The following is a 23,891-nucleotide window of genomic DNA, read 5'->3' as shown; positions in this document are numbered from 1 at the left end:
CTCAGCTCCAGAAAGTCAGGGGTGAAGCATTGCCGCGATAGCCGACAAAGAAGGACAGGCTCAGGCGCGGATCCGCCACACCCGGCGTCACCGAGTGCATGCAGCGCGAATTGAACATGATGAAGTCGCCGGGTTCGGGCCGCACTTCCAGGGTGGGCGGGCCGAGCAGCGCCGGGTCGATGCCGTAACTGTCGCCGCGCATTTCGTCGAACTGATCCGGGGTAATGTCGTCGTCCCACATTTGCAACGCGCCGCCCTCGGAGGGCATGTTCAGGTAGACGTTGCAGGCGAACTGCGCTTCGAGGCTGCGCGCCTGAAAGCTCTCCGGCGCGTCCTTGGCGAAAATGTCGTGATGGGCGAGGAAGCACACGCCGGGTTTCACCACGCGTGACAGGCCGACATACATTTTGCGTCCGTAGAGGTTTTCCAGATGCGCACCGGCCGGCCAGGATTCGTCGAGCATGCAGCGCAGCGTGTCGACCGGCGAAGAGTAGGGCGCACAGCGATTTCGCAACTCGGCGATGTTGCTGGTGGCGCGCTCGAAGTAATCCTCGATCAACAGCGGCTGGTTTTCCGCCTCATAAAACGCCATGCCGATGCGGCCGATACTCGGTGCGTTGATGTAGCCCTCAAAGCCTGGAGCGAGAATCTTGTCGCCAATCTGGATCGCCAGCGGTTCGGGCAAAAAGCCTTTGACGCGGATGGCGAGGACTTCTTCGTTGGCCAGTTTTTTTATGCACGTCTCATCGAGACGCTCGACGTCTAGCATCATGTTATTTAGGTCCATCTATCGATAGTCAACGGAACCGGCGAGCGCGGTTCCCCCGGCGCCGGACGCTGCGCAAGACAGCGTCCGAAATGCTCAATCCACGCTGTAGTGGACGGATAACGTGCCTTTCTTCTGCGAAAGGGACGCGATCGTGACTGTGCCAAGATCCTTCAGGCTACGTACATGGGTGCCGCCGCAGCCGTAGGCCGGGAGTTCACCGAAGCCGATTTCCCGCGCGCCTTCGCGCAGCGAGGTCAGGCGCGGCAGATCGTGTTCGATCCACTCACTGATGCCGTGTTGAACGGTGTGAGCGTCAACTTCCTGAGCGGCGTCACCCGGCTTGAATTGCACCCGGCCTTCGTCCGGCCAGTGATGCGCTTTGATCGGCGTCCAGCCCAGCGCTTGTACGAAATGGCCGATCAGGTGCCCGGCCGAGTGCATGCGCGTGTTGAAGCAGCGGCGCTGTTCATCAATGCGGATCATGGTCATACCGAGTTTCACCGGACGGTCGACGAAATGGACTATCCGATCCGGTTCCTGGACGACGCGCAGTACCTGGCTTTCGCCGATCCAGCCGGTATCACAGGGTTGGCCGCCACCTTGCGGATGAAACAGTGTGGCGCGCAGCACTACGGCAAATTCGTTCTCGTGGGGCGTGCAGTCGAGGACTTCCACATTGGCCTTGAGGTCATCACTATGGAAAAAGAGGCGAAGCGTCATATTCCATGCCCTTATTAAAGTTTCTATTTTTATTATATGAATCGTGTAATAACGTGATAATCCGTTCAAACATCAAAGGACTTGTGCGCTGTGAGCATAAATCTCCCGCTACCCCTGCTCGGCGAGATGGCGATTTTCGTCAAGGTCGTGGAGACCGGCAGCTTTTCTGAGGCGGCACGGCAGCTCGGATCTTCGCCATCGGCGGTGAGTCGCAGCATTTCGCGATTGGAAAAAGCCCTGGCCACGCGCTTACTCCAGCGCACCACGCGCAAGCTGCGCCTGAGTGATGGTGGCGAAGAAGTATTCAAGCGCTGTCAGGAGATGGTCAGTGCGGCCAAGTCAGTGATGGAGATCAGTGGCCAATTCACCCATGAAGCCGAAGGACTGGTGCGGGTCAGTGTGCCGAAAGCAGTGGGGCGTTTTGTCATTCATCCGCATATGCCTGAATTTTTGCGCCGTTATCCCAAGGTCGATGTCGAGTTGCTCCTCGAGGATCGGCAGGTCGATCTGATCGACGATCATGTCGATCTGGCGATCCGCATTACTGATCGGCCTCCGGCCGGGCTGGTCGGTCGCCAGTTGCTGACCATCGATCATTTGCTCTGTGCTACCCCGCAATACCTGGCCGAACATGGCACGCCGACTCACCCACATGATTTGCTCAATCACAGCTGCATCTATCTGGGCGAAACCCCGAGCGATGCGCGCTGGAAATTCAAAAAGGGCAGCAAAGCGGTGACGGTTGGCGTGCGCGGTCGGTATGCCGCCAACCACACCGGCGTGCGTCTGGGCGCGGTGTTACAGCACATCGGTATTGGCAGCCTGCCGTATTTCACGGCGCGCTATGCGCTGGAGCAGAAGTTGGTGGTGCAGGTGCTACCCGACTGGACGTTTCTGGCTTCCTACCACGGCGGGCTCTGGTTGCTGCATTCGCCGACGCGTTATCTGCCACCGAAGTTGCGGGTGTTTATCGATTATCTGGTGGAGTGTCTGGAGAAAGAACCGACCCTGAGCAAACCGGGAAAGTCGGGTGGCGTGATCAACGCCGCGATGGCGTATGAATTGCCGGAAAGTGAGGGGCTGCTTTAAAGCAAAAGATCGCAGCCTTCGGCAGCTCCTACATGGAATACAAAACGTGTAGGAGTTGCCGAAGGCTGCGATCTTTTGATCTTCAGACCTGAAAAATCAGTGCTTGCTGTCCTGGGCGGACATCGCCAGCAGTTGTTTTTCCTGATTCCAGTCGAACGGCTCATCGTTCTGTTCGGCTTCGTAGCGGCGTTCTTCCAGTGCCTGATACATGTCGATCTCTTCATCGGACAGGTAATGCAGGCAGTCGCCAGCGAAGAACCACAGCAGATCCCGTGGGATCAGGTGAGCAATTTGCGGGTAACGGGTAATCACTTGAGTCAGGATGTCCTGGCCCAGGTATTGGCTTTCGATCGGATCGATCGGCAGGGACGCCAGCAGTTCGTCGAAGCGCTCCAGGAACAAGGCATGGCTTTCTTCGGGAACCTGTTCGGCCTCACCTACGGCGACCAGGATACTGCGCAAATGGTCGAGCAAAACCAGATGATCGGCAACGACGTTGGACACGAGATAAGTCCTCAAGAGCAAAACGGGCGCAGGAGTATAAAGCTCCCGCGCCCATTTTTCACAAATAACAGCTACGTGGCTGTCGGGATCAGCGGACTTTACCCTCCGCCTGTTTCAGCTCCTCTTTGTCGAAGTCATCGACATCAATCACCTTGCGCCGCGCCGCTTCGGCATCGCGCAGGCTCTGCGCTTCGCCGGGTTGCAACACCCCGGCCTCCAGCGCCGCGTCGATGGCGTGCTCACCGGCGACCGGTTTGACCTGACCGCTTTTCAGCGAGGTGTGCAGTTTTTTATGCAGCGGTTGCGCAGCGTTCAGCAGATCGCTGGCATGTTGCAGCGCACCCACCGCATCGTCTGGCGATTGCGGGCGATAGCAGCCGGCGAGCAACTCTTCCAGTGCCGGATCGCCTTTGGCCCGTCCGATCACGCCAGCCACTTCGGCACCGAGTTTGTCCGATGGTCCTTTGTGCCGACGACCGAACGGAAACACGATCACCCGCAACAGACAGCCGAACACCTTGTTCGGGAAGTTGCTCAGCAATTCATCCAGTGCGCGCTCCGATTGGCCGAGGCTTTCTTCCATCGCCCAGCGAAACAACGGTTCCATGTAAGCCGGCGAATCGAGATCGTGATAACGCTTGAGCGCAGCGGACGCCAGATACAGGTTGCTCAGCACATCACCCAGACGCGCCGAAAGACGTTCACGGCGTTTCAGCTCGCCACCCAGCAGCATCATGCTGAAGTCGGCCAGCATGGCGAAGGCCGCAGCCTGACGATTGAGTGCGCGGAAGTAGCCCTGACTGATCTTGTCCCCCGGCGCATGTTCGAAGTGACCGAAACCGAGGTTCAGCACCAGCGTGCTGGCAGCGTTGCTGACGGCAAAACCGATGTGCTTGAGTAGCAGGCCGTCGAACTCTTTGAGCGCCTGATCCTTGTCTTCACGCCCGGCCAGCGCCATTTCCTTGAGCACGAATGGATGGCAACGAATCGCGCCCTGACCGAAGATCATCAGGTTACGCGAGAGAATGTTCGCGCCTTCCACGGTGATAAAGATCGGCGCACCGTTCCAGCTGCGCCCCAGATAGTTGTTCGGGCCCATGATGATCGCCTTGCCGCCATGAACGTCCATGGCGTGGCTGATGCACTCGCGACCGCGTTCGGTGAGGTGGTACTTGAGGATCGCCGACAACACCGACGGTTTTTCGCCCAGGTCCACCGCGTTGGCGGTCAGCATGCGGGCGGCGTCCATCATCCAGGCGTTGCCGCCGATGCGCGCCATCGCTTCCTGAATCCCTTCGAAGGCTGACAACGGTACGTTGAACTGCTCACGAATCTGCGCGTACTGCCCGGTGACCAGACTGGTGAATTTGGCCGCACCGGTGCCAACGGCCGGGAGTGAGATCGAACGCCCGACCGACAGGCAGTTCATCAGCATCATCCAGCCTTTGCCGAGCATTTCCTGGCCGCCGATGAGGAAGTCCAGCGGGATGAACACGTCCTTGCCGGAGTTCGGGCCGTTCATGAAGGCAGCGCCCAATGGCAGGTGACGACGGCCGATTTCCACGCCGTCGGTGTCGGTCGGGATCAGCGCGAGGCTGATGCCGAGGTCTTCCTTGTCACCCAGCAAGTGATCGGGGTCATAGGCCTTGAACGCGAGGCCGAGCAGCGTCGCTACCGGGCCAAGGGTGATGTAGCGTTTTTCCCAGTTCAGGCGCAGGCCAATGACTTCCTGACCTTCCCACTGACCTTTGCAGATAATCCCGGTGTCGGGCATCGCACCGGCATCGGAACCGGCGAGCGGGCCGGTGAGGGCGAAACACGGAATATCATCGCCGCGAGCCAGACGCGGCAGGTAGTGATTGCGTTGTTCGTCGGTGCCGTAGTGCAGGAGCAGTTCGGCCGGGCCCAGGGAGTTGGGGACCATGACAGTGGAGGCAAGGTCGCCGCTGCGGGTCGCGAGTTTCATTGCCACTTGCGAGTGGGCGTAGGCCGAGAAACCTTTGCCGCCGAATTCCTTTGGAATGATCAGGGCGAAAAAGCCGTGTTCCTTGATATGGGTCCATGCTTCGGGCGGCAAATCCATTGACTGGCCGATCTGCCAGTCAGTGACCATCGCGCAGAGTTCTTCGGTCGGGCCATCAATAAAGGCCTGTTCCTCTTCACTCAATTGCGCCTTGGGATAGGACAGCAGCTTGTCCCAGTCCGGCCGGCCACTGAACAGTTCACCGTCCCACCACACCGTGCCGGCATCGATTGCATCGCGTTCGGTCTGCGACATCGGCGGCAGGGTTTTCTGGAACCAGTTGAACAGAGGCGCGGTGAAATGTTTGCGGCGCAGGTCAGGCAGCAGCAACGGTGCGGCGACCACCGCCAGCACGACCCAGAAAATCAGCAGCAGCCAGCCCGGCGCGTGACTGAAAATCCCCATCGCCAGCAGATAAACGGCAACGATGCCCAGCGCGGGCAGCGGGGCGATACGCCGGTGGGCGAGGTACGCCACACCAATGAACAAAACCAGTATCCACAACAACAGCATATTCAGTCCTCCGTGAACCAAGGCAAATCGACCCTCCAGAGCTTAGACGGCATCTGCAAAACCGGGTGGTCAGAGCATGGTGATTGAAATCGTGGGAAACCCCGGATGGTTTTCGTAGGTTCGGTGGGCAACACGTGTGGGAAATCGTTCGCTGATCCCGCGTCTTTGCGTCCAAGTTTGGCCGAAACGTCGTTATCTCTGTGCTTGAGCTGTCGCTAGACTCGGGACTCACCCAGGAGATCTGTCGTCATGCGCGAGTATCTGAGTCCCGGCCGCTTCATCGATAGTGACCACCCGGCGGTGGTGGAGTTCGCCGAACAACATCGTGGTGCCAGTCGCGATCCGCTCGAGCAGGCGATCAATCTGTATTACGCCGTGCGCGAGGCGGTGCGTTACAACATGTACACCTTCAGCCGCGACCCGCAAACCCTGCGCGGCAGCTACGCGCTGGCGGCGGGTGAGAGTTATTGCGTGCCTAAAGCCACACTGCTGGCCGCTTGTGCGCGGCATTGCGGGATCCCGGCGCGCATCGGTCTGGCGGACGTGAAAAATCACCTGTCGACACCGCGTCTGCTGGAGTTGCTGAGGAGCGAAGTGTTCGCCATGCACGGTTACACCGAGCTGTTTCTGAAGGGGCGCTGGGTAAAAGCCACACCCGCGTTCAACCAGAAGCTCTGCGCAATGTTCAACGTTGCGCCGCTGGAATTCGACGGTATTCACGACAGCGTTTTCCACCCGTACAACAGCGATGGTGCGCTGCTGATGGAGTACCTGGTCGATCACGGCCAGTTCGCCGATGTACCGGAAACCTTGTTCTTCGGGCATCTGCAAAAATGCTATCCGCACCTGTTCAACGATCAACAGACGCCGCTGTCGGGTGACATGCGCAGTGATGTCGGCGGCCGTTGATCCGGCGTATGCTGCTTGGCCACTTGATTTGAAAAGAGGCGGTCATGCTGAAGATCTGGGGACGTAAAAACTCATCGAATGTCAGGAAACCCCTGTGGGCCGCCGAGGAACTTGGCGTGGCCTACGAGGCGATCGATGCCGGTGGTGCGTTCGGTGTGGTCGACACGCCCGAGTACCGGGCGATGAACCCGAACGGGCGGGTTCCGGTCATCGAAGACGACGGTTTTGTGCTCTGGGAATCCAACGCCATCGTCCGCTATCTGCTGGCCAGACATGCGTCGAACACCGCGTGGTATCCAGCGGACCCGCAAGCCCGGGCCATCGCTGACAAGTGGATGGACTGGACCACCTCAAGTTTTGCCGGTCCTTTTCGCACCGTGTTCTGGGGCGTTCTGCGCACCCCGGCCGACAAGCAGGACTGGCCGGCGATCAACGCCGCAATCAAAGAGTGCAACGAGTTGCTGAGCATGGCCGATCAGGCCCTGGCCAGTCAGCCATACTTGTCCGGCGACGAAATCGGCATGGGCGACATTCCCCTCGGCAGTTTCATTTATGCCTGGTTCGAGATGCCCATCGAGCGCGCCCCGCAACCGCACTTGCAAGCCTGGTACGAGCGGCTGAAGCGGCGTGCGGCGTATCAAAAAGCGGTCATGACCGCGTTGACTTGATAATAACTATCGACACACTTGACTGTACTTGTGCGGCGAGGCCAAGCACCATTGCGCTCATGCGCCGCGGTTGTCTCCCTCGCCGCCCGCCCTTGTTTATCCCTTCCTTTCCTTCATGGTGCGTAAATCAGATATGAGTTCCGCTCTGTCCATCCGGCAGCTAACCAAAACCTACGGCAACGGGTTCCAGGCCTTGAGTGGTATCGATCTGGACGTCGCCGAAGGTGACTTTTTCGCCTTGCTCGGCCCTAACGGTGCCGGCAAATCCACGACCATCGGCATTCTCTCCACCCTGGTCAACAAGACCAGCGGTACGGTGAATATCTTCGGCAATGACCTGGACAAGAACCCGGCAGCGCTCAAGCGCTCGATTGGCGTGGTGCCCCAGGAATTCAACTTCAATCAGTTCGAAAAAACTTTCGACATCGTCGTGACCCAGGCCGGTTACTACGGCATTCCGGCGAAGATCGCCAAGGAACGCGCCGAGCAGTACCTGACTCAGCTCGGTCTGTGGGACAAGCGCGATGTGCCGTCGCGTTCGCTGTCCGGCGGCATGAAGCGTCGTCTGATGATCGCCCGCGCACTGGTGCACGAACCGCGTCTGTTGATCCTCGACGAACCGACGGCCGGGGTGGATATCGAGCTGCGCCGTTCGATGTGGACGTTCCTCACCGAACTGAACCAGAAAGGCATCACCATCATCCTCACCACGCATTATCTGGAAGAGGCTGAGCAGCTGTGCCGCAACATCGGCATCATCGACCACGGCACCATTGTCGAGAACACCAGCATGAAACAACTGCTGGGCCAGTTGCACGTGGAAACCTTCCTGCTGGACCTGAAAAACGACTTGAACGCGGCGCCACAATTGCTCGGCTACCCGGCCCGGTTGATCGACAGCCATACCCTCGAAGTCCAGGTCGACAAATCCATGGGCATCACGGCGTTGTTCACCCAGTTGGCGCAGCAGAACATCGAAGTGTTGAGCCTGCGTAACAAAACCAATCGCCTTGAGGAGCTGTTCGTGTCCCTGGTGGAGAAAAATCTGTCGAAGGTGGCGGTATGAGTTCCGAGTTCGGTCCCAACCTCGTCGCGCTGCAAACCATCGTTTACCGCGAGGTCAAACGCTTCACGCGGATCTGGCCGCAGACCCTGCTGCCGCCGGCGATCACCATGGTTCTGTACTTCGTGATCTTCGGCAACCTGATCGGTCGGCAGATCGGCGACATGGGTGGCTTCACCTACATGGAGTACATCGTGCCGGGGTTGATCATGATGTCGGTGATCACCAACTCCTACGGCAACGTGGTCTCGAGCTTCTTTGGCAGCAAGTTCCAGCGCTCGATTGAAGAGCTGATGGTTTCGCCGGTGTCGCCGCACACGATACTGATCGGCTACGTCTGTGGCGGCGTGTTGCGCGGCTTGATGGTCGGCGTGATCGTGACGATTCTGTCGCTGTTCTTCACCCATTTGCAGGTGCATCACCTGGGCGTAACCATTCTGGTGGTCGTGCTGACAGCGACAATCTTCTCGCTGCTGGGCTTCATCAACGCTGTGTTTGCGCGCAACTTCGATGACATCTCGATCATCCCGACCTTCGTGCTGACGCCGTTGACCTACCTGGGTGGCGTGTTCTATTCGATCACCTTGCTGCCGCCGTTCTGGCAGACCGTGTCGCTGGCCAACCCGGTGCTGCACATGGTCAACGCTTTCCGTTACGGCATTCTGGGTGTGTCGGATATTCGCATCGGTATTGCGATCACCTTCATGCTGGTGGCGACGGTAGTGTTGTACTTCGGCTGCGCGCGGTTGCTGGTGAGTGGGCGCGGGATGCGTACCTGATCCAATACCGAGTGGTGGCCTTCGCGAGCAGGCTCACTCCTACAGGAGAATGCGTTCCAATGTGGGAGTGAGCCTGCTCGCGATGGGGCCAATCCCGGCGCTGCAAAAAAAACGGCCTCCCACTGCGGAGGCCGTTTTGCATTCAAGGCATTCGTTTCTTCTTGCGCCGGGCCCACTGCCGCGCCACCCACCAGCGCCAATACATCATCACCCCGAAGTAGGCGAGGGCGCCGAGCACCAGCCCGCACACCACCGAACCCAGCAAAAACGGTTGCCACAACGTCGACAGTTCGCCGCTGATCCATTCCCACGTCAGCTCATCCGGCAAATGCCGCGCGGGCACATCCATCAGCCACGCTCCGGCCTGATAGGTACAGAAAAACACCGCCGGCATGGTGATCGGGTTGGTCAGCCACACCAGGCTGACGGCGATCGGCATATTGCCGCGCACGGTGATCGCCAATGTGGCAGCCACCAGCATTTGCGCTGGAATCGGCAAAAACGCCGCAAACAATCCGACCGCCATTGCACGGGCAACCGAATGGCGATTGAGGTGCCAGAGGTTCGGGTCATGCAGCAACTTGCCGAGAAAGCGTAAGGATTTGTGTTCCCTGATGCTCGTCGGGTCGGGCATGTAACGTTTGAATAAGCGCCGGGGCATAAGGCTTCTCGGTCGGTTAAGGCGGCAAGTATGTCTGGATTCTACGAACCGCCCATTCAGACTTTGTGACAATTGTTGACGACGCTCGTGCCCGACACCCGCTATGCCTAGGGAAGGAACTCTCAAGGACGGGCTTATGCGCACAGGGATGATGGCGCTGGCGGTCGGTCTGCTGGCTCCGGTTTTTATGTCGGCGTTACCGCCGGTCTGGTTGATGCTGTTGCTGCCGGTCGTGGGTTTGATGCTGTTGCCGTTTCGCAGCTATCCGTTGGCGCTGTTGTTGTTCGGTTTCACTTGGACAAGCGTCAGCGCGCAATGGGCGTTGAATGACCAATTGCCCAATCGGTTGGATGGCGAAACCCGCTGGGTCGAAGGGCGGGTGGTCGGTCTGCCGCAGCACAGCGATGGTGTGGTGCGCTTCGAATTGGCGGATGCGCGCTCGCGTCACGAAAAACTGCCGACATTGATGCGTCTGGCCTGGTACGCCGGGTCGCCGGTCAACAGCGGCGAGCGCTGGCGTCTGGCGGTCAAACTCAAACGTCCGGTGGGTTTGCTCAATCCTGATGCGTTCGACTACGAGGCCTGGCTGCTGGCGCAACGCATCGGCGCAACCGGCACGATCAAGGATGGCGAGCGTCTGACCGCCGCGCGCGGGGCCTGGCGCGATGGCATTCGCCAGCGCTTGTTGGCGGCGGATGCGCAAGGTCGGGCCGGGGCGCTGGCGGCGTTGGTGCTGGGCGATGGGTCGGGACTCAGTCGTGAGGACTGGCAGATTCTGCAGGACACCGGCACCGTACATTTGCTGGTGATTTCCGGCCAACACATCGGTCTGTTGGCGGCGGTGATGTATCTGCTGGTCGCCGGATTGGCGCGTTATGGGCTGTGGCCATTGCGCTGGCCGTGGTTGCCGTGGGCCTGCGGTCTGGCGTTTGCGGCGGCGCTCGGTTACGGCTTGCTCGCCGGGTTCGATGTGCCCGTGCAGCGCGCCTGTGTGATGGTCGGGCTGGTGCTGCTGTGGCGTTTGCGCTTTCGTCATCTTGGGGCGTGGTGGCCATTGTTGCTGGCCTTCAATGGCGTGCTGTTGCTGGATCCGCTGGCCAGTTTACGCCCCGGTTTCTGGTTGTCGTTCACCGCGGTGGCGGTGTTGATTTTCACCTTTGGCGGGCGCCTTGGGGCGTTGCGCTGGTGGCAAACCTGGACGCGCGCGCAGTGGCTGATTGCAATCGGCTTGGGGCCGGTGCTGATGGCGCTGAACCTGCCGATCAGTCTGAGCGGACCGTTGGCGAATTTGCTCGCAGTGCCCTGGATCAGTCTGGTGGTGTTGCCGCCGGCATTGCTGGGGACGTTGTTGTTGCCAGTGCCGTATGTCGGCGCAGGACTGCTGTGGCTGGCGGGTGGTCTGATCGAGTGGTTGTTTCAAGGTTTGGCGGTGATCGCCGGACATTGGCCTGCATGGATTCCGGCGTCGATTCCCGGATGGGTCTGGGTAATCGGTAGTCTCGGTGCGGTGCTGTTGCTATTACCGCGAGGCGTACCGCTGCGTCCGTTGGGGTGGCCCTTGTTGCTGATTCTGGTTGTGCCGCCGCGCGAGCGGGTGGAGGAGGGACTGGCCGACATCTGGCAACTTGATGTCGGCCAGGGACTGGCGATATTGGTCCGCACTCGTCATCACGCCTTGCTCTATGACGCCGGGCCACGTTTCGGGGATTTCGATATCGGCGAGCGCGTGGTGCTGCCAGCCTTGCGCAAACTGAACGTCGAGTCGCTGGATCTGATGCTGCTCAGCCATGCCGACGCCGATCATGCCGGTGGCGCGCGGGCAGTGTCGCGCAGAATCCCGGTGAACCGAGTCATCAGTGGCGACCCGCCGGGACTGCCGGCAGAACTGAGTGCTGAAGCCTGTGAAAGTGGTGCTCAATGGCAATGGGACGGTGTCAGTTTTCAACTCTGGCAATGGCCGGACGCTGACGACAGCAACCAGCGTTCCTGCGTGTTGCAGATCGAGGCCAAGGGCGAGCGCCTGCTATTGACCGGCGATATCGACACGCAGGCCGAGCGCGTTTTGCTGGAAAGTCCTCTGGCCGTCGTAACGCACTGGCTGCAAGCGCCGCACCACGGCAGTCGCAGTTCATCATCGATGGCGCTGCTCAAGGCCTTGCGTCCTCAAGGCGTGCTGATTTCCCGAGGGCACGGCAACTCGTTCGGTCATCCGCATCCCACGGTGCTGGCGCGGTACCGCAAGCAGGGCCTGCGCATTTACGACAGTGCCGAGCACGGCGCCATTCATTTGCAACTGGGCACCTTCGAGCCGCCGCAAACGATGCGTCAACGGCAGCGTTTCTGGCGTGATCCGCCCGCACTGGCCCGTTGATCGGGGCGTGCGTGAAGGCGACGTCACGGTCGTCGGGGCGGCGGGTCCTGATCGCGGATCGGTATGGTAAAGTGGCGCACTTTTTCGAGGGGACTGTCACTGTGTGGGAATTGGTCAAATCCGGCGGCTGGATGATGTTGCCGATCATTCTGAGTTCCATCGCGGCCATGGCGATTGTCGCCGAGCGCCTGTGGACCCTGCGCGCCAGTCGCGTCACCCCCGAGCATCTGCTGGGCCAGGTCTGGGTCTGGATCAAGGACAAACAGCTCAATAAAGAGAAACTCAAGGAATTGCGCGCCAATTCGCCGCTGGGGGAAATCCTCGCTGCCGGTCTGGCCAACTCCAAGCATGGTCGCGAGATCATGAAAGAGTGCATCGAAGAGGCCGCCGCACGGGTCATCCACGAACTCGAGCGCTACATCAATGCCCTCGGCACCATCGCCGCGATGGCGCCATTGCTGGGCCTGCTCGGCACCGTGCTGGGCATGATCGACATTTTCAGTGCATTCACCGGTTCCGGCATGACCACCAACGCCTCGGTGCTGGCCGGCGGTATCTCCAAGGCGCTGATCACCACAGCCGCAGGCCTGATGGTCGGTATTCCGGCGGTGTTCTTCCACCGTTTCCTGCAACGGCGCATCGACGAGCTGGTGGTCGGCATGGAGCAGGAAGCGATCAAACTGGTTGAAGTGGTGCAGGGCGACCGTGACGTCGATCTGGCCGAGGGCAAAGCGTGAAATTCCGTCGCAAACCTCGGGAAACAGTGGACATCAACCTCGCGTCGCTGATCGACGTGGTGTTCATTCTGCTGCTGTTTTTTGTCGTGACCACCACGTTCACCCGCGAAACCCAGTTGCGCGTTGATCTGCCGGAAGCCGTCAGTGGCTCGCCGGCCGAAGACCAGCAGCTCAAGCAGATCGACGTGGCCATCAGCGCTGAGGGCGTGTTTTCGGTGAACAACAAGATTCTGCCGAAAAACGATCTGGCGACCTTGATGGACGCCATGCAGAAAGAATCCAACGGTGATACCAACATGCCGTTGTCGATCAGTGCCGACGGCAAGACTCAGCATCAATCGGTGATCACCGCCATGGACGCGGCCGGCAAGCTCGGTTTCAGCCATCTGCGCATGACCACGGTCGAGGCGGCGCCCAAGTCCTGATGAGCCTGTCCGATCGTTTGCTCGCCGCGTGGTATCAGGGGCACCCGGCCCTGGCGCTGCTGCGGCCACTGGAAATGCTCTATCGCCGTGTCGTGGTGGGCAAACGCCAGCGCTTTCTTGATGGCGAAGGCGAGATCTATCAGCCGCCGGTGCCGCTGATCGTGGTCGGCAACATCACTGTCGGCGGTACCGGCAAGACGCCGATGATCCTCTGGCTGATCGAGCATTGCCGCCGCAGTGGTTTGCGTGTCGGCGTGGTCAGCCGTGGTTACGGTGCCAAACCGCCGCAGTTGCCGTGGCGGGTCGAGGCCGAGCAGAGCGCTGACATTGCCGGCGACGAACCCCTGTTGATCGTCCAGCGCACCGGCGTGCCGCTGATGATCGACCCTGATCGCAGCGCAGCCGTCAAAGCCTTGCTCGCCAGCGAACCGCTGGATCTGATTCTGTCCGACGACGGCATGCAGCATTACCGCCTCGCGCGGGATCTGGAACTGGTGTTGATCGACGCCGCCCGTGGCCTCGGCAATAAACGTTGCCTGCCGGCAGGGCCGTTGCGTGAGCCGATCGAGCGTCTGCAAAGCGTCGATGGCGTGCTGTTCAATGGCGCGACAGCTGATCGCGAAGACGGATTCGCTTTCCATCTGCAACCGACGGCACTGGTTAATCTGCACAGCGGCGAGCGCCAGTCGCTCGGGCATTTTCCGTCGGGGCAGAGCGTGCACGCAGTGGCCGGGATCGGCAATCCGCAACGTTTCTTCAATACCCTCGAAGCGCTAGACTGGCGACCCGTCCCGCATGCGTTTGCCGACCACGCCGAATACAGCGTGCAGGCGTTGAATTTCACACCGTCATTGCCATTGGTGATGACCGAAAAGGACGCGGTGAAGTGCCGTGCCTTCGCGGCTGCCGACTGGTGGTATCTGGCGGTCGATGCCGTGCCGTCGCCGGCCTTTGTGGCCTGGTTCGACACGCAGCTGATGCGCCTGTTGCCGGATCGGCTTTTGCCTTAACTCTTTTATCCAGGGAATGTTCATGGACACCAAATTGCTCGACATCCTCGCGTGCCCGATCTGCAAAGGCCCGCTCAAGCTCAGCGCCGACAAGACCGAACTGATCAGCAAAGGCGCCGGTCTGGCCTATCCGATCCGCGACGGCATCCCGGTGATGCTTGAAAGTGAAGCCCGCACCCTGACCACCGACGAGCGTCTGGATAAATGACCACTGCCTTCACCGTTGTCATTCCGTCGCGTTACGCCTCGACCCGCCTGCCGGGCAAACCGCTGCTGTTGATCGCCGGCAAGCCGATGATCCAGCACGTCTGGGAACAGGCGAGCAAAAGCAGCGCCGCCCGCGTGGTGGTTGCGACTGACGATGCGCGCATCGTCGAGGCTTGCAAGGGGTTTGGCGCCGAAGTGGTGCTGACCCGTGAAGATCATAACTCCGGCACCGATCGTCTAGCTGAAGTCGCGGCGAAACTGGGCCTTGAGCCCGACGCGATCGTGGTCAACGTGCAGGGCGACGAGCCGCTGATCCCGCCAAGCGTGATCGATCAGGTCGCGGCCAACCTGGCGGCCCACACCGAAGCGCGCATGGCCACCCTGGCCGAGCCGATCGAGGATGTCGAAACCCTGTTCAATCCGAACGTGGTCAAGGTTGTCAGCGATCTCAATGGTCTGGCACTGACATTCAGCCGTGCGACCTTGCCGTGGGCCCGCGATGCATTCGCCAAGAACCGCGAGCAATTGCCCGAAGGCGTTCCGTACCGTCGTCACATCGGCATTTATGCCTACCGCGCCGGCTTCCTCCAGGACTTTGTGAGCTGGGGGCCGTGCTGGCTGGAAAACACCGAATCCCTCGAGCAACTGCGTGCCCTGTGGCACGGCGTGCGGATTCATGTGGCTGATGCGTTGATCGCACCTCCAACCGGCGTCGACACCGTCGAAGACCTTGAGCGCGTTCGACGCCTGCTGGAGGCCTGATGCGGGTTCTGTTTGTGTGCCTGGGCAACATTTGCCGTTCGCCCACCGCCGAAGGCGTGTTGCGCCACAAACTGCGTGAAGCAGGGCTGGCGGATCAAGTCGAAGTGGCTTCTGCCGGCACCGGTGACTGGCACGTCGGCAATCCACCGGACAAGCGCAGTCAGGCTGCGGCCAAATTGCGTGGTTATGATTTGTCGGCGCAGCGTGCCCAGCAAGTCAGCCGTGCCGACTTCGCCAGCTACGACCTGATTCTGGCCATGGACAACAGCAATCTGCGCAACCTCAAGGCGCTGCAACCGTCCACTGGCAAAGCCGAACTGGACCTGTTCCTGCGCCGCTATGCCGGGTTGGTCGATGAAGTGCCGGATCCGTACTATGACGGCGATCAGGGCTTCGAGCAGGTGCTGGATCTGATTGAAGCCGCTTGTGACCAATTGCTGATCGAAGTGAAGGGCCGGTTATGAGTTTGCAGGTGCAACCGCTGGTTTCGCTGAAACCGTTCAACAGTTTTGGCGTCGACGTTAACGCACAATGGTTCGCCGAGGCCCACAGCGACGCCGATGTGCGCGAAGCGCTGGCCTATGCGGCGGCGCATGATGTGCCGTTGCTGGTGATCGGTGGTGGCAGCAACTTGTTGCTGACTGCCGACATTACGGCTCTGGTGCTGCGCATGGCCACTCGCGGAATCCGCGTGATCAGTGATGACGGCAATCGCGTGGTGATCGAGGCCGAGGCCGGCGAGCCGTGGCATGCCTTTGTGCAACACACTCTGGCGGCGGGTTTGTCCGGGTTGGAAAACCTCAGCCTGATTCCCGGCACCGTCGGTGCAGCGCCAATGCAGAACATTGGCGCCTATGGCGTGGAGATCAAGGATGTCTTCGCCGGGCTCACCGCGCTGGATCGCCAGACTGGCGAGCTGCGTGATTTCAGCCTGGAAGAGTGCAATTTCGCCTACCGCGACAGCCTGTTCAAGCAGCAGCCGGGGCGCTGGCTGATTCTGCGGGTGCGGTTCAAGCTCGACCGCGTCGCTCATTTGCATCTGGAATATGGCCCGGTGCGTCAGCGCCTGACCGAGCAGGGTATTGAGCAGCCAACACCCACCGACGTCAGCCGCGCAATCTGCAGCATCCGCAGTGAAAAACTGCCGGACCCGGCGGTGCTCGGCAATGCCGGCAGCTTTTTCAAGAATCCGTTGGTGTCGGCGGCACTGGTCGCGCAGATCAAGGCGCAACACCCGGATCTGGTCGCCTACGCGCAACCGGACGGGCAGATGAAACTGGCGGCGGGATGGCTGATCGAGCGCGCCGGCTGGAAAGGCTTCCGTGAAGCCGATGCGGGTGTGCATAAATTGCAGGCGCTGGTGCTGGTCAATTACGGTGGCGCGACCGGGCTGCAATTGCTCGATCTGGCGCAACGTATCCAGAAAGACATTGCAGAACGTTTCAATGTCGAGCTGGAAATGGAGCCCAACCGTTATTGAGGCTACGCTTCAGGTCTGTATCCAAAGCCCTGCACTGGTAAAAACGTGCAGGGCTTTTTTGTTAATCGCGGGTTAACGTAGCGAGCTAACGATAACCGTCATTTGCTCCACCAAAGGCCCGGTGCAGACGTTCCCGTCGACACAAGAGAGCCTCATTAGCCTGAGTCGATCTGCGCGAACCACACCGCTGATTTTCCGGCGGCAGATTGCTCGACCCCATAACCACTAAAAATATGCGGGCGTGCCCATGATTACCCTGAAACTCAACGGTCAAGACCTTCCCCTCGATGTCACCGAAGACATGCCGCTGTTATGGGCAATTCGTGATGTCGCCGGTTACAACGGCACCAAGTTCGGCTGCGGCATGGGCCTGTGCGGCGCCTGCACCATTCATATCGATGGGTTGCCCGCGCGCAGTTGCATCACGCCGATCGGCTCGGTGGTCGGCCAGAACGTCAGCACTATCGACAACCTGCATGCCGATCCCGTTGGCCAAGTGGTCCAGCAAGCCTGGCTCGACACGGCTGTCGCGCAATGCGGTTTCTGTCAGGGCGGGCAGATCATGTCCGCCACGGCGCTGCTCAAGACCAACCCAAACCCGAGCGACGAGCAGATCGAAGAAGCAATGGTCGGCAACATTTGCCGTTGCGGCACTTACAACCGGATCAAAACCGCGATCCGCCAAGCGTCCACTCATCTGAAGGAGGCGAAAGCATGAGCCGCCTGCCGAATGATTTCGCCCTGAGCAATTTGAGCCGCCGCGGTTTTCTCAAAGGTGTCGGCGCCACCGGTGCGCTGGTGTTGGCGGCAAGTTGGGGTTGGCAGGACGCATTGGCCGAGGACAAGCCGAAGCAGTTTGGCGCCGATGGCATGCCCAACGGCTGGATCGACGATCCGAAGGTCTACGTCAGCATCGCCGCTGACGGCACGGTGATCGTGGTCTGCAACCGTTCGGAGATGGGTCAGGGCGTGCGTACCAGCCTGACCATGGTGGTTGCCGACGAACTGGAAGCCGACTGGGCTCACGTCAAAGTGCAGCAGGCACCGGGTGATGAAGTGCGCTTCGGCAACCAGGACACCGACGGCTCGCGCAGTATGCGTCACTGGTACGAACCGATGCGTCGTTGCGGCGCCGCTGCCCGGACCATGCTTGAGCAAGCGGCGGCGGAACAGTGGAAGGTACCGGTGGGCGAGTGTCACGCGCAGTTGCACAAAGTCATCCATAAACCGTCCGGTCGCGAGCTGGGTTATGGCGAACTCGCTGCCGCAGCCAGTGCGTTGTCGGTACCGGCGCGCGACAGTCTGCGGCTCAAGCAGCCGTCGGAATTTCGCTACATCGGCAAGGAAGGCACCAAAGCCATCGACGGTGACGACATCGTCAATGGCCGTGCGGTGTACGGTGCCGATGTGCATTTCGACGGCATGTTGTACGCGACCATCGCCCGGCCGGCGGTGTACGGCGGCAAGGTCAAATCGGTGGATGACAGTGCTGCGCTGAAAGTGCCCGGTGTGCTTAAAGTAATCCAGATCGAAAACCGCCCGTTGCCTTCGGAATTCCAGCCTTTGGGTGGCGTCGCGGTGGTCGCGAGCAACACCTGGGCGGCGATCAAGGGGCGCGAGGCGCTGAAGATCGAATGGGACGATGGCCCGAACGCCAGTTACGACTCGATTGCTTATCGCAAGGAACTGGAAGCCGCATCGCTGAAGCCCGGCAAAGTGGTGCGTAACACCGGTGATATCGACAAGGCCTTGAGCGGTGCTGCCAGCACGCTTGAGGCCTCTTACTACCTGCCGCATCTGGCGCAGGCGCCTATGGAACCGATGGTCGCCATTGCTCGTTACAACAACGGGGTTTGCGAAGCCTGGGCGCCGAGTCAAGCACCACAGGTTACGCGTGAGCGGATCGCCGAACGCCTCGGTTTGCCGTTCGATAACGTCACCTTCAATGTCACGCTGCTGGGTGGCGGTTTCGGTCGCAAGTCGAAGCCTGACTTCGTCGTCGAAGCGGCGATCCTCGCCAAGGAGTTCCCGGGCAAAGCAGTGCGGGTGCAGTGGACGCGCGAAGATGACATCCACAACTCGTATTTCCACACCGTGTCCGCCGAATACCTGAAGGCCGGGGTCGGCAAGGACGGCATGCCGTCCGGTTGGCTGCACCGCACGGTCGCGCCAAGTATCACCGCACTGTTTGCCCCGGGCATGAACCATGAGGCGGCGTTCGAGCTGGGCATGGGTTTTACCAACATGGCTTATGCCATCCCCAACGTGCGCCTGGAAAATCCCGAAGCGACCGTGCACACGCGAGTCGGCTGGTATCGCTCGGTGTCGAACATCCCTCACGGTTTTGCGATCCAGAGTTTTGTCGATGAGCTGGCGCACAAGGCGGGTGTTGATCCGTTGAAGTACCAGATCAAACTGCTTGGCCCGGATCGGCAGATCGATCCGCGCACCCTGAGCGAGGAGTGGAACTACGGCGAATCTCCCGAGCGTTATCCGATCGACACCGGGCGTATGCGCACAGTGCTGGAAACCGCGGCCAAGGCTGCCGGTTGGGGGCGTCAATTGCCCAAGGGGCGCGGCTTGGGGCTGGCGGTGCATTACAGCTTCGTCACCTATGTGGCGGCGGTCATTGAAGTCGAGGTCAAGGACGATGGCACGCTGATCGTGCACAAGGCGGACATCGCGGTGGATTGCGGGCCGCAGATCAACCCTGAGCGCATCCGTTCGCAGTTCGAGGGTGCCTGTGTCATGGGCCTCGGCAATGCGGTGCTGGGTGAAATCAGCTTCAAGGATGGCAAGGTGCAGCAGGACAACTTCCATATGTACGAAGTCGCGCGCATGTCGCTGGCGCCGAAAGAGGTCGCGGTGCATCTGGTGACGCCGCCGGGCGATGTGCCGTTGGGTGGTGTCGGTGAGCCGGGTGTGCCGCCGATTGCGCCGGCGCTGTGCAACGCGATCTTCGCGGCCACCGGTCAGCGTATCCGTAATCTTCCGGTGCGCTATCAGTTGCAGGGCTGGCAGAAGGCCAGAGTCTGATGGACAGCGCGGATCTCAATGTCCTGCGCAGCGTACTCGAATGGCGCCGCGCCGGTCAGCGGGTGGTGCTGTTCAGCGTGGTGCAGACCTGGGGCACCGCGCCCCGGGCTCCCGGCGCCATGCTGGCGTTGCGTGAAGACGGCGTGGTGATTGGTTCGGTGTCGGGCGGATGTGTCGAGGATGACTTGATTGCCCGCCTGCACGACGGACGGATTACCGCTGACGGGCCACCGGTGCAGTTGATTACTTATGGCGTCACACGTGAAGAGGCGGCGCGCTTCGGCTTGCCGTGCGGTGGCACATTGCGTCTGACCGAGGAGCGGGTCGCTGATCCGGCCTGGGTTGCCGAACTGCTGGCGCGTTGCGAAGCCCATGAAATCGTTGCCCGTGAGCTGAATATCGAAACCGGTGAAGTGGTGCTGACGGTCGCGAGCAAATCCGACTCGCTGGAGTTCGACGGCAAGACCTTGCGTGCGATTTATGGCCCGCGCTGGCGTCTGCTGTTGATCGGTGCCGGTCAGTTGTCGCGGTACGTGGCGGACATGGCGCGTTTGCTGGATTTCGAAGTGCTGATCTGCGATCCGCGTACCGAGTTCGTCTACGGTTGGGAAGAGCACCACGGTCGTTTCGTTCCCGGCATGCCGGATGATGCGGTGCTGAGTATCCAGACTGATGAGCGCACGGCGATTGTCGCGCTGACTCACGATCCACGTCTGGACGACATGGCGTTACTCACCGCGCTCGACTCGCCAGCCTTCTACGTCGGCGCACTGGGCTCGCGGGTCAACAGTCAGAAGCGCCGGGAGAATCTGGCTCAGCTAGGCTTGTCGGTACAGGCGATTGATCGTTTGCACGGGCCGATCGGTTTGCACATAGGCAGTCATTCGCCGGCAGAAATCGCGTTGTCTTTGCTGGCGGAAATCGTCGCGATCAAGAACGGAGTCGAGTTGAAACAGAAGAAAGCAGTGGAGGGCGCATGAGTCGATCTATCGGCGTAGTGGTGCTGGCAGCGGGCGAGGGCAGCCGCTTTCGCCAGGTTGCGGGCGTGGACAAGGACAAGTTGCTGGCCGATTGCACCGGGCGCGATGGCGCCGTGCGTTCGGTGATCGAGCAGGTGTTGGTCAATCTGCCGGCCAGTCTCGACAAACGCGTGCTGGTGACCACTGAAGCGCGGCCGCAGGCTATGCGCATGGCACAGGCCTATGGCTGCGAGATTGTCAGCATTGAATCAACCGGCATGGGCGACAGCATTGCAGCCGGTGTGGCGGCGTGCCCGGATGTCGATGGCTGGCTGATCGTGCTGGGGGATATGCCGTTTATCTTGCCGTCGAGTGTCGAGCGGGTGGTGGCGGCAATGGCTGACGATGCGGTGAGCGTGCCGGTGCACGATGGCGAGTTTGGGCATCCGGTAGGGTTCGGGCGTTCGTTTGCTCCAGGCTTGCTCGCGTTGAGCGGTGATCGCGGGGCGAGGCCGCTGTTCAAGCAGGGGCGGGTGGTTGAGGTGGCGGTGGATGATCCCGGAGTGTTGTGGGATATCGATGTGCCTGAAGCATTGGTCTTCCCTCAATCCTGAGCCCTGCACACATCCCCTGTGGGAGCGAGCCTGCTCGCGAATACGGTGGTTCAGCTACATGAGTATTGCCTGGCACACCGCTTTCGCGAGCAGGCTCGCTCCCACAGGGTTTGGGGGTGGTGTTGAGATTCGAGGTATAAAAAAGCCCCGCCAGGCTTTCACCGGGCGGGGCTTTTTATTGGCTTCTGGAATCAGACGAGCGGTTTAGGCTCGTGTTCTTTTTCCTGGGCCTCTTCGTGTTGCTCTACCGCGTCCTGAACGGAACGTGGAGCTTCAGCGATGACCGACTCAACCACGGTTTCTTCAGCGACCGGGGCAGGCGCTGCCTCGACCACTTCAGCAACAACGGCTGGCTCGGCAGCAACCGGAGCCGCAGCGGCAGCCAGTTCGGCTTCTTTCGCCAGACGCTCTTCTTCACGCTTGCGACGACGCACTTCACGTGGATCGTTTGGCGCGCGACCGTTTGGCGCCAGGGCGCTGACCGGAGCTGGCTCAGCCACCGGGGCTGGTGCTTCGGCAACTACAGGCGCTTCGACCACCGGTGCTTCAACGACTGGCGCTGGAGCAGGTTCGGCAACCTTGGCTTCTTCAACCACTGGCGCTTCGAATGCAGGCGCTGGTGTTTCAGCGACGGCTGGCTCGGCAACCCAGTTGAATGCGGTTTGTTCTTCGCGAACTTCACGCACGGTTTCGGTCACGGTTTCAGCGACGGTTTCGACAACCGACTCAGCAGCAACGACTGGTGCTTCGGCGACTACAGCAGGCTCAGTGGCAGGTTGAGCAAAGGCTTCAAACTGCGACTGTGCTTCGCGAACCGGAGCCACTTCAACTTCTGGAGCGGCAGTCACTTCAACTGGAGTAGTTGCTTCAACAACCGGAGCTTCAACAACCGGTGTTTCAACTGGAGCAGTTTCCAGCGTGGCAGCGGTGGCACGTTCGGCTTGCTCGTGGGCTTGTGCTTCGGCCGGAGCGCTGATCACGCTGCTGGCAACAGCGACGGTTACCGCCAGGCCAGCGGCCAGCTCAGCAGTGCTTGGGGCCTCAGCGTTTTCGCCGGACTCGGATTCTTCCGAACCTTCGATCACGTTGCCGTTGGCATCACGCTGACGCTCACGACGGTTGCTGCGACGACGCTGGCCGCGGGAGCGACGACGTGGACGATCGCCTTCGGCGTTCTCCGAACCGTCTTCCGGCAGTTGCTCTTCGTTAGAGATGACTTCTTCTTCGGCAACGGCAGCCGCGGCCTGCTCAGCGCGTGGTTGACGCTCTTCACGCGGCGGACGCGGTGCGCGTTCTTCACGTGGCTGACGGGCCGGACGCTCTTCAGCAGTCACGGCAGCGGCAGCGGCAGCAACCGGAGCAGCGTCCAAAGGTTCGCGCAGTTCACGCACACGTTCTTCACGCTCGCCACGCGGCTTGCGGTCTTCACGCGGAGCGCGTGGTGCACGTTCTTCACGCGGGGCACGTGGAGCGCGTTCTTCACGGGCTACTGGTGCTTCGGTGCGGGCTTCACGAGGCTCGCGGACTTCACGGACTTCACGGACTTCACGTGGCGCGCGCTCTTCACGCGGCTCGCGTGGGGCACGTTCTTCACGTGGAGCACGTTCTTCGCGTGGCTTGCGTTCTTCATCGCGGCGACCGTTACGGTTGCGGCTCTGCTGACGACCGTTGCGACGCTCTTCGTTGCGCGCCGGACGCTCGCTGGCTGGTTTTTCAACCACGACCGGAGCTGCTGGCTCTTCCTTGGTAGCGAACAGGCTGACCAGTGACTTCACCAGGCCTTTGAACAGGCTTGGTTCTGGCGCGGCAACCGGAGCAGGTGCTGGGGCGGCAGGTGCGGCAGCTTCGGTCGGAACCGGAGCGTTGGCACGGGCCGGAGCGGTCTTGACCGCGGCTTCCTGGCGAACCAGGGTGCGGGTCGCAGCGGCTGGCTGGACTTCCTCGACTTCGGCAGCGGCAGCAGCGATTTCGTAGCTGGACTGGTTGGTCGCGGCTTCCGGGCTGTCGTCACGCAGACGCTGAACTTCGAAGTGCGGGGTTTCCAGGTGATCGTTCGGCAGTATGACGATACGAGCACGGGTGCGCAGTTCGATCTTGGTGATCGAGTTGCGTTTTTCGTTGAGCAGGAACGCGGCCACCGGGATCGGCACTTGTGCGCGAACTTCGGCGGTACGGTCTTTCAGGGCTTCTTCTTCGATCAGACGCAGGATCGCCAGCGACAGCGATTCAACGTCACGGATGATGCCAGTGCCGTTGCAACGCGGGCAGACGATGCCGCTGCTTTCGCCCAGCGAAGGACGCAGACGCTGACGGGACATTTCCAGCAGGCCAAAGCGCGAGATACGGCCGATCTGCACGCGAGCGCGGTCGGCTTCCAGGCATTCGCGGACTTTCTCTTCCACGGCGCGCTGGTTCGAGGCAGCGGTCATGTCGATGAAGTCGATGACGATCAGGCCGCCGATGTCGCGCAGGCGCAACTGACGGGAGATTTCTTCGGCGGCTTCAAGGTAGGTCTGCAGGGCGGTTTCATCGAAGGCGCAGCCGGTGGTGGCGCGCGCCGAGTTGAAGTCGATGGACACCAGGGCTTCGGTC

Annotated in this window: 23 protein-coding genes; 17 read left to right on the top strand and 6 right to left on the bottom strand. The window is 60.7% G+C overall.

Translation table 11 applies throughout. From position 1 onward, the window contains the following. Position 1 precedes the first annotated feature (1 nt). Positions 2 to 772, bottom strand: a complete 771-nt coding sequence (locus ACIOWE_RS21230) for a 2OG-Fe(II) oxygenase (RefSeq protein ID WP_401395437.1) — start codon at positions 770 to 772, stop codon at positions 2 to 4. Between the two features lie 90 nt (positions 773 to 862). Beyond that, entirely contained in the window at positions 863 to 1,489 is a 627-nt protein-coding gene (locus ACIOWE_RS21225) for an alanyl-tRNA editing protein (RefSeq protein ID WP_201237218.1), read from the bottom strand. A 90-nt stretch (positions 1,490 to 1,579) separates the two neighbouring features. Between ACIOWE_RS21225 and ACIOWE_RS21220 the strand changes: the two genes are divergently transcribed. Next, positions 1,580 to 2,578 carry a LysR family transcriptional regulator gene (locus ACIOWE_RS21220; protein ID WP_201237219.1) on the top strand — a complete coding sequence of 333 codons (999 nt, stop codon included), beginning with the start codon at positions 1,580 to 1,582 and terminating at the stop codon, positions 2,576 to 2,578. 96 nt (positions 2,579 to 2,674) lie between these two features. Here ACIOWE_RS21220 and ACIOWE_RS21215 read toward each other — a convergent pair whose 3' ends face one another. Both ACIOWE_RS21215 and ACIOWE_RS21210 read right to left on the bottom strand, forming a co-directional pair. Continuing rightward, positions 2,675 to 3,082: a PA2817 family protein gene (locus tag ACIOWE_RS21215; protein ID WP_008087850.1), complete on the bottom strand. Its 408-nt coding sequence runs from the start codon at positions 3,080 to 3,082 to the stop codon at positions 2,675 to 2,677. A gap of 88 nt (positions 3,083 to 3,170) precedes the next feature. Next, complete coding sequence (locus ACIOWE_RS21210; protein WP_401395432.1) at positions 3,171 to 5,618, bottom strand: acyl-CoA dehydrogenase; 2,448 nt, start codon at positions 5,616 to 5,618, stop codon at positions 3,171 to 3,173. Positions 5,619 to 5,867: 249 nt separating this feature from the next. Between ACIOWE_RS21210 and ACIOWE_RS21205 the strand changes: the two genes are divergently transcribed. The 4 genes from ACIOWE_RS21205 (at position 5,868) to ACIOWE_RS21190 (ending at position 9,037) form a co-directional block, all read left to right on the top strand. Beyond that, the gene (locus tag ACIOWE_RS21205; protein ID WP_401395429.1) at positions 5,868 to 6,527 is read left to right on the top strand and encodes a transglutaminase family protein; all 660 of its coding nucleotides are present in this window, start codon (positions 5,868 to 5,870) and stop codon (positions 6,525 to 6,527) included. 44 nt (positions 6,528 to 6,571) lie between these two features. After that, positions 6,572 to 7,195, top strand: coding sequence for a glutathione S-transferase family protein (locus tag ACIOWE_RS21200; protein WP_401395426.1), 624 nt, complete (start codon positions 6,572 to 6,574; stop codon positions 7,193 to 7,195). A 133-nt stretch (positions 7,196 to 7,328) separates the two neighbouring features. Continuing rightward, positions 7,329 to 8,261: an ABC transporter ATP-binding protein gene (locus ACIOWE_RS21195; RefSeq protein ID WP_201231034.1), complete on the top strand. Its 933-nt coding sequence runs from the start codon at positions 7,329 to 7,331 to the stop codon at positions 8,259 to 8,261. Beyond that, a complete protein-coding gene (locus ACIOWE_RS21190; RefSeq protein WP_201237224.1) occupies positions 8,258 to 9,037 on the top strand; it encodes an ABC transporter permease in 780 nt (259 codons plus the stop codon). The genes ACIOWE_RS21195 and ACIOWE_RS21190 overlap by 4 nt, the downstream gene beginning before the upstream one ends. A 142-nt stretch (positions 9,038 to 9,179) precedes the next feature. Here ACIOWE_RS21190 and ACIOWE_RS21185 read toward each other — a convergent pair whose 3' ends face one another. Beyond that, positions 9,180 to 9,698 (bottom strand): DUF2062 domain-containing protein, encoded by a 519-nt coding sequence (locus tag ACIOWE_RS21185; protein WP_401395422.1) that lies wholly within the window; start codon positions 9,696 to 9,698, stop codon positions 9,180 to 9,182. A gap of 136 nt (positions 9,699 to 9,834) precedes the next feature. Between ACIOWE_RS21185 and ACIOWE_RS21180 the strand changes: the two genes are divergently transcribed. The 12 genes from ACIOWE_RS21180 (at position 9,835) to ACIOWE_RS21125 (ending at position 21,299) form a co-directional block, all read left to right on the top strand. After that, positions 9,835 to 12,069 carry a DNA internalization-related competence protein ComEC/Rec2 gene (locus ACIOWE_RS21180; RefSeq protein ID WP_401395419.1) on the top strand — a complete coding sequence of 745 codons (2,235 nt, stop codon included), beginning with the start codon at positions 9,835 to 9,837 and terminating at the stop codon, positions 12,067 to 12,069. A 101-nt stretch (positions 12,070 to 12,170) separates the two neighbouring features. Then, on the top strand, positions 12,171 to 12,806 hold the full coding sequence (locus ACIOWE_RS21175; protein WP_016771007.1) for a MotA/TolQ/ExbB proton channel family protein: 636 nt from the start codon (positions 12,171 to 12,173) through the stop codon (positions 12,804 to 12,806). After that, positions 12,803 to 13,231: a biopolymer transporter ExbD gene (locus ACIOWE_RS21170; RefSeq protein ID WP_201237227.1), complete on the top strand. Its 429-nt coding sequence runs from the start codon at positions 12,803 to 12,805 to the stop codon at positions 13,229 to 13,231. The genes ACIOWE_RS21175 and ACIOWE_RS21170 overlap by 4 nt, the downstream gene beginning before the upstream one ends. Beyond that, positions 13,231 to 14,241 (top strand): tetraacyldisaccharide 4'-kinase, encoded by a 1,011-nt coding sequence (lpxK, locus tag ACIOWE_RS21165; RefSeq protein WP_401395415.1) that lies wholly within the window; start codon positions 13,231 to 13,233, stop codon positions 14,239 to 14,241. The genes ACIOWE_RS21170 and lpxK overlap by 1 nt, the downstream gene beginning before the upstream one ends. A 22-nt stretch (positions 14,242 to 14,263) precedes the next feature. Continuing rightward, positions 14,264 to 14,449, top strand: a complete 186-nt coding sequence (locus tag ACIOWE_RS21160) for a Trm112 family protein (RefSeq protein WP_003174668.1) — start codon at positions 14,264 to 14,266, stop codon at positions 14,447 to 14,449. Further along, a complete protein-coding gene (gene kdsB / locus ACIOWE_RS21155; protein WP_401395412.1) occupies positions 14,446 to 15,210 on the top strand; it encodes a 3-deoxy-manno-octulosonate cytidylyltransferase in 765 nt (254 codons plus the stop codon). The genes ACIOWE_RS21160 and kdsB overlap by 4 nt, the downstream gene beginning before the upstream one ends. Further along, on the top strand, positions 15,210 to 15,674 hold the full coding sequence (locus ACIOWE_RS21150) for a low molecular weight protein-tyrosine-phosphatase (protein ID WP_103307261.1): 465 nt from the start codon (positions 15,210 to 15,212) through the stop codon (positions 15,672 to 15,674). The genes kdsB and ACIOWE_RS21150 overlap by 1 nt, the downstream gene beginning before the upstream one ends. Beyond that, a complete protein-coding gene (gene murB / locus ACIOWE_RS21145; protein ID WP_401395409.1) occupies positions 15,671 to 16,690 on the top strand; it encodes a UDP-N-acetylmuramate dehydrogenase in 1,020 nt (339 codons plus the stop codon). Before ACIOWE_RS21150 ends, murB begins: the two co-directional genes overlap by 4 nt. A 247-nt stretch (positions 16,691 to 16,937) precedes the next feature. Continuing rightward, entirely contained in the window at positions 16,938 to 17,408 is a 471-nt protein-coding gene (locus ACIOWE_RS21140; protein WP_401395406.1) for a (2Fe-2S)-binding protein, read from the top strand. Continuing rightward, positions 17,405 to 19,726, top strand: a complete 2,322-nt coding sequence (locus ACIOWE_RS21135; protein ID WP_401395403.1) for a molybdopterin cofactor-binding domain-containing protein — start codon at positions 17,405 to 17,407, stop codon at positions 19,724 to 19,726. The genes ACIOWE_RS21140 and ACIOWE_RS21135 overlap by 4 nt, the downstream gene beginning before the upstream one ends. Beyond that, the gene (locus ACIOWE_RS21130; protein WP_401395400.1) at positions 19,726 to 20,706 is read left to right on the top strand and encodes an XdhC family protein; all 981 of its coding nucleotides are present in this window, start codon (positions 19,726 to 19,728) and stop codon (positions 20,704 to 20,706) included. Before ACIOWE_RS21135 ends, ACIOWE_RS21130 begins: the two co-directional genes overlap by 1 nt. Then, on the top strand, positions 20,703 to 21,299 hold the full coding sequence (locus tag ACIOWE_RS21125; RefSeq protein WP_401395397.1) for a nucleotidyltransferase family protein: 597 nt from the start codon (positions 20,703 to 20,705) through the stop codon (positions 21,297 to 21,299). Before ACIOWE_RS21130 ends, ACIOWE_RS21125 begins: the two co-directional genes overlap by 4 nt. Before the next feature lie 191 nt (positions 21,300 to 21,490). Here ACIOWE_RS21125 and ACIOWE_RS21120 read toward each other — a convergent pair. Continuing rightward, positions 21,491 to 23,891: ribonuclease E/G (locus ACIOWE_RS21120; protein WP_401395394.1), on the bottom strand; the 2,401-nt coding region annotated here is incomplete at its 5' end.

The sequence above is a fragment of the Pseudomonas sp. NPDC087598 genome, from assembly GCF_044743525.1.
Classification (GTDB): Bacteria; Pseudomonadota; Gammaproteobacteria; order Pseudomonadales; family Pseudomonadaceae; genus Aquipseudomonas.
Note: the sequence above shows the minus strand (reverse complement) of the source record. Positions and strands in the feature narration are given on the sequence as shown.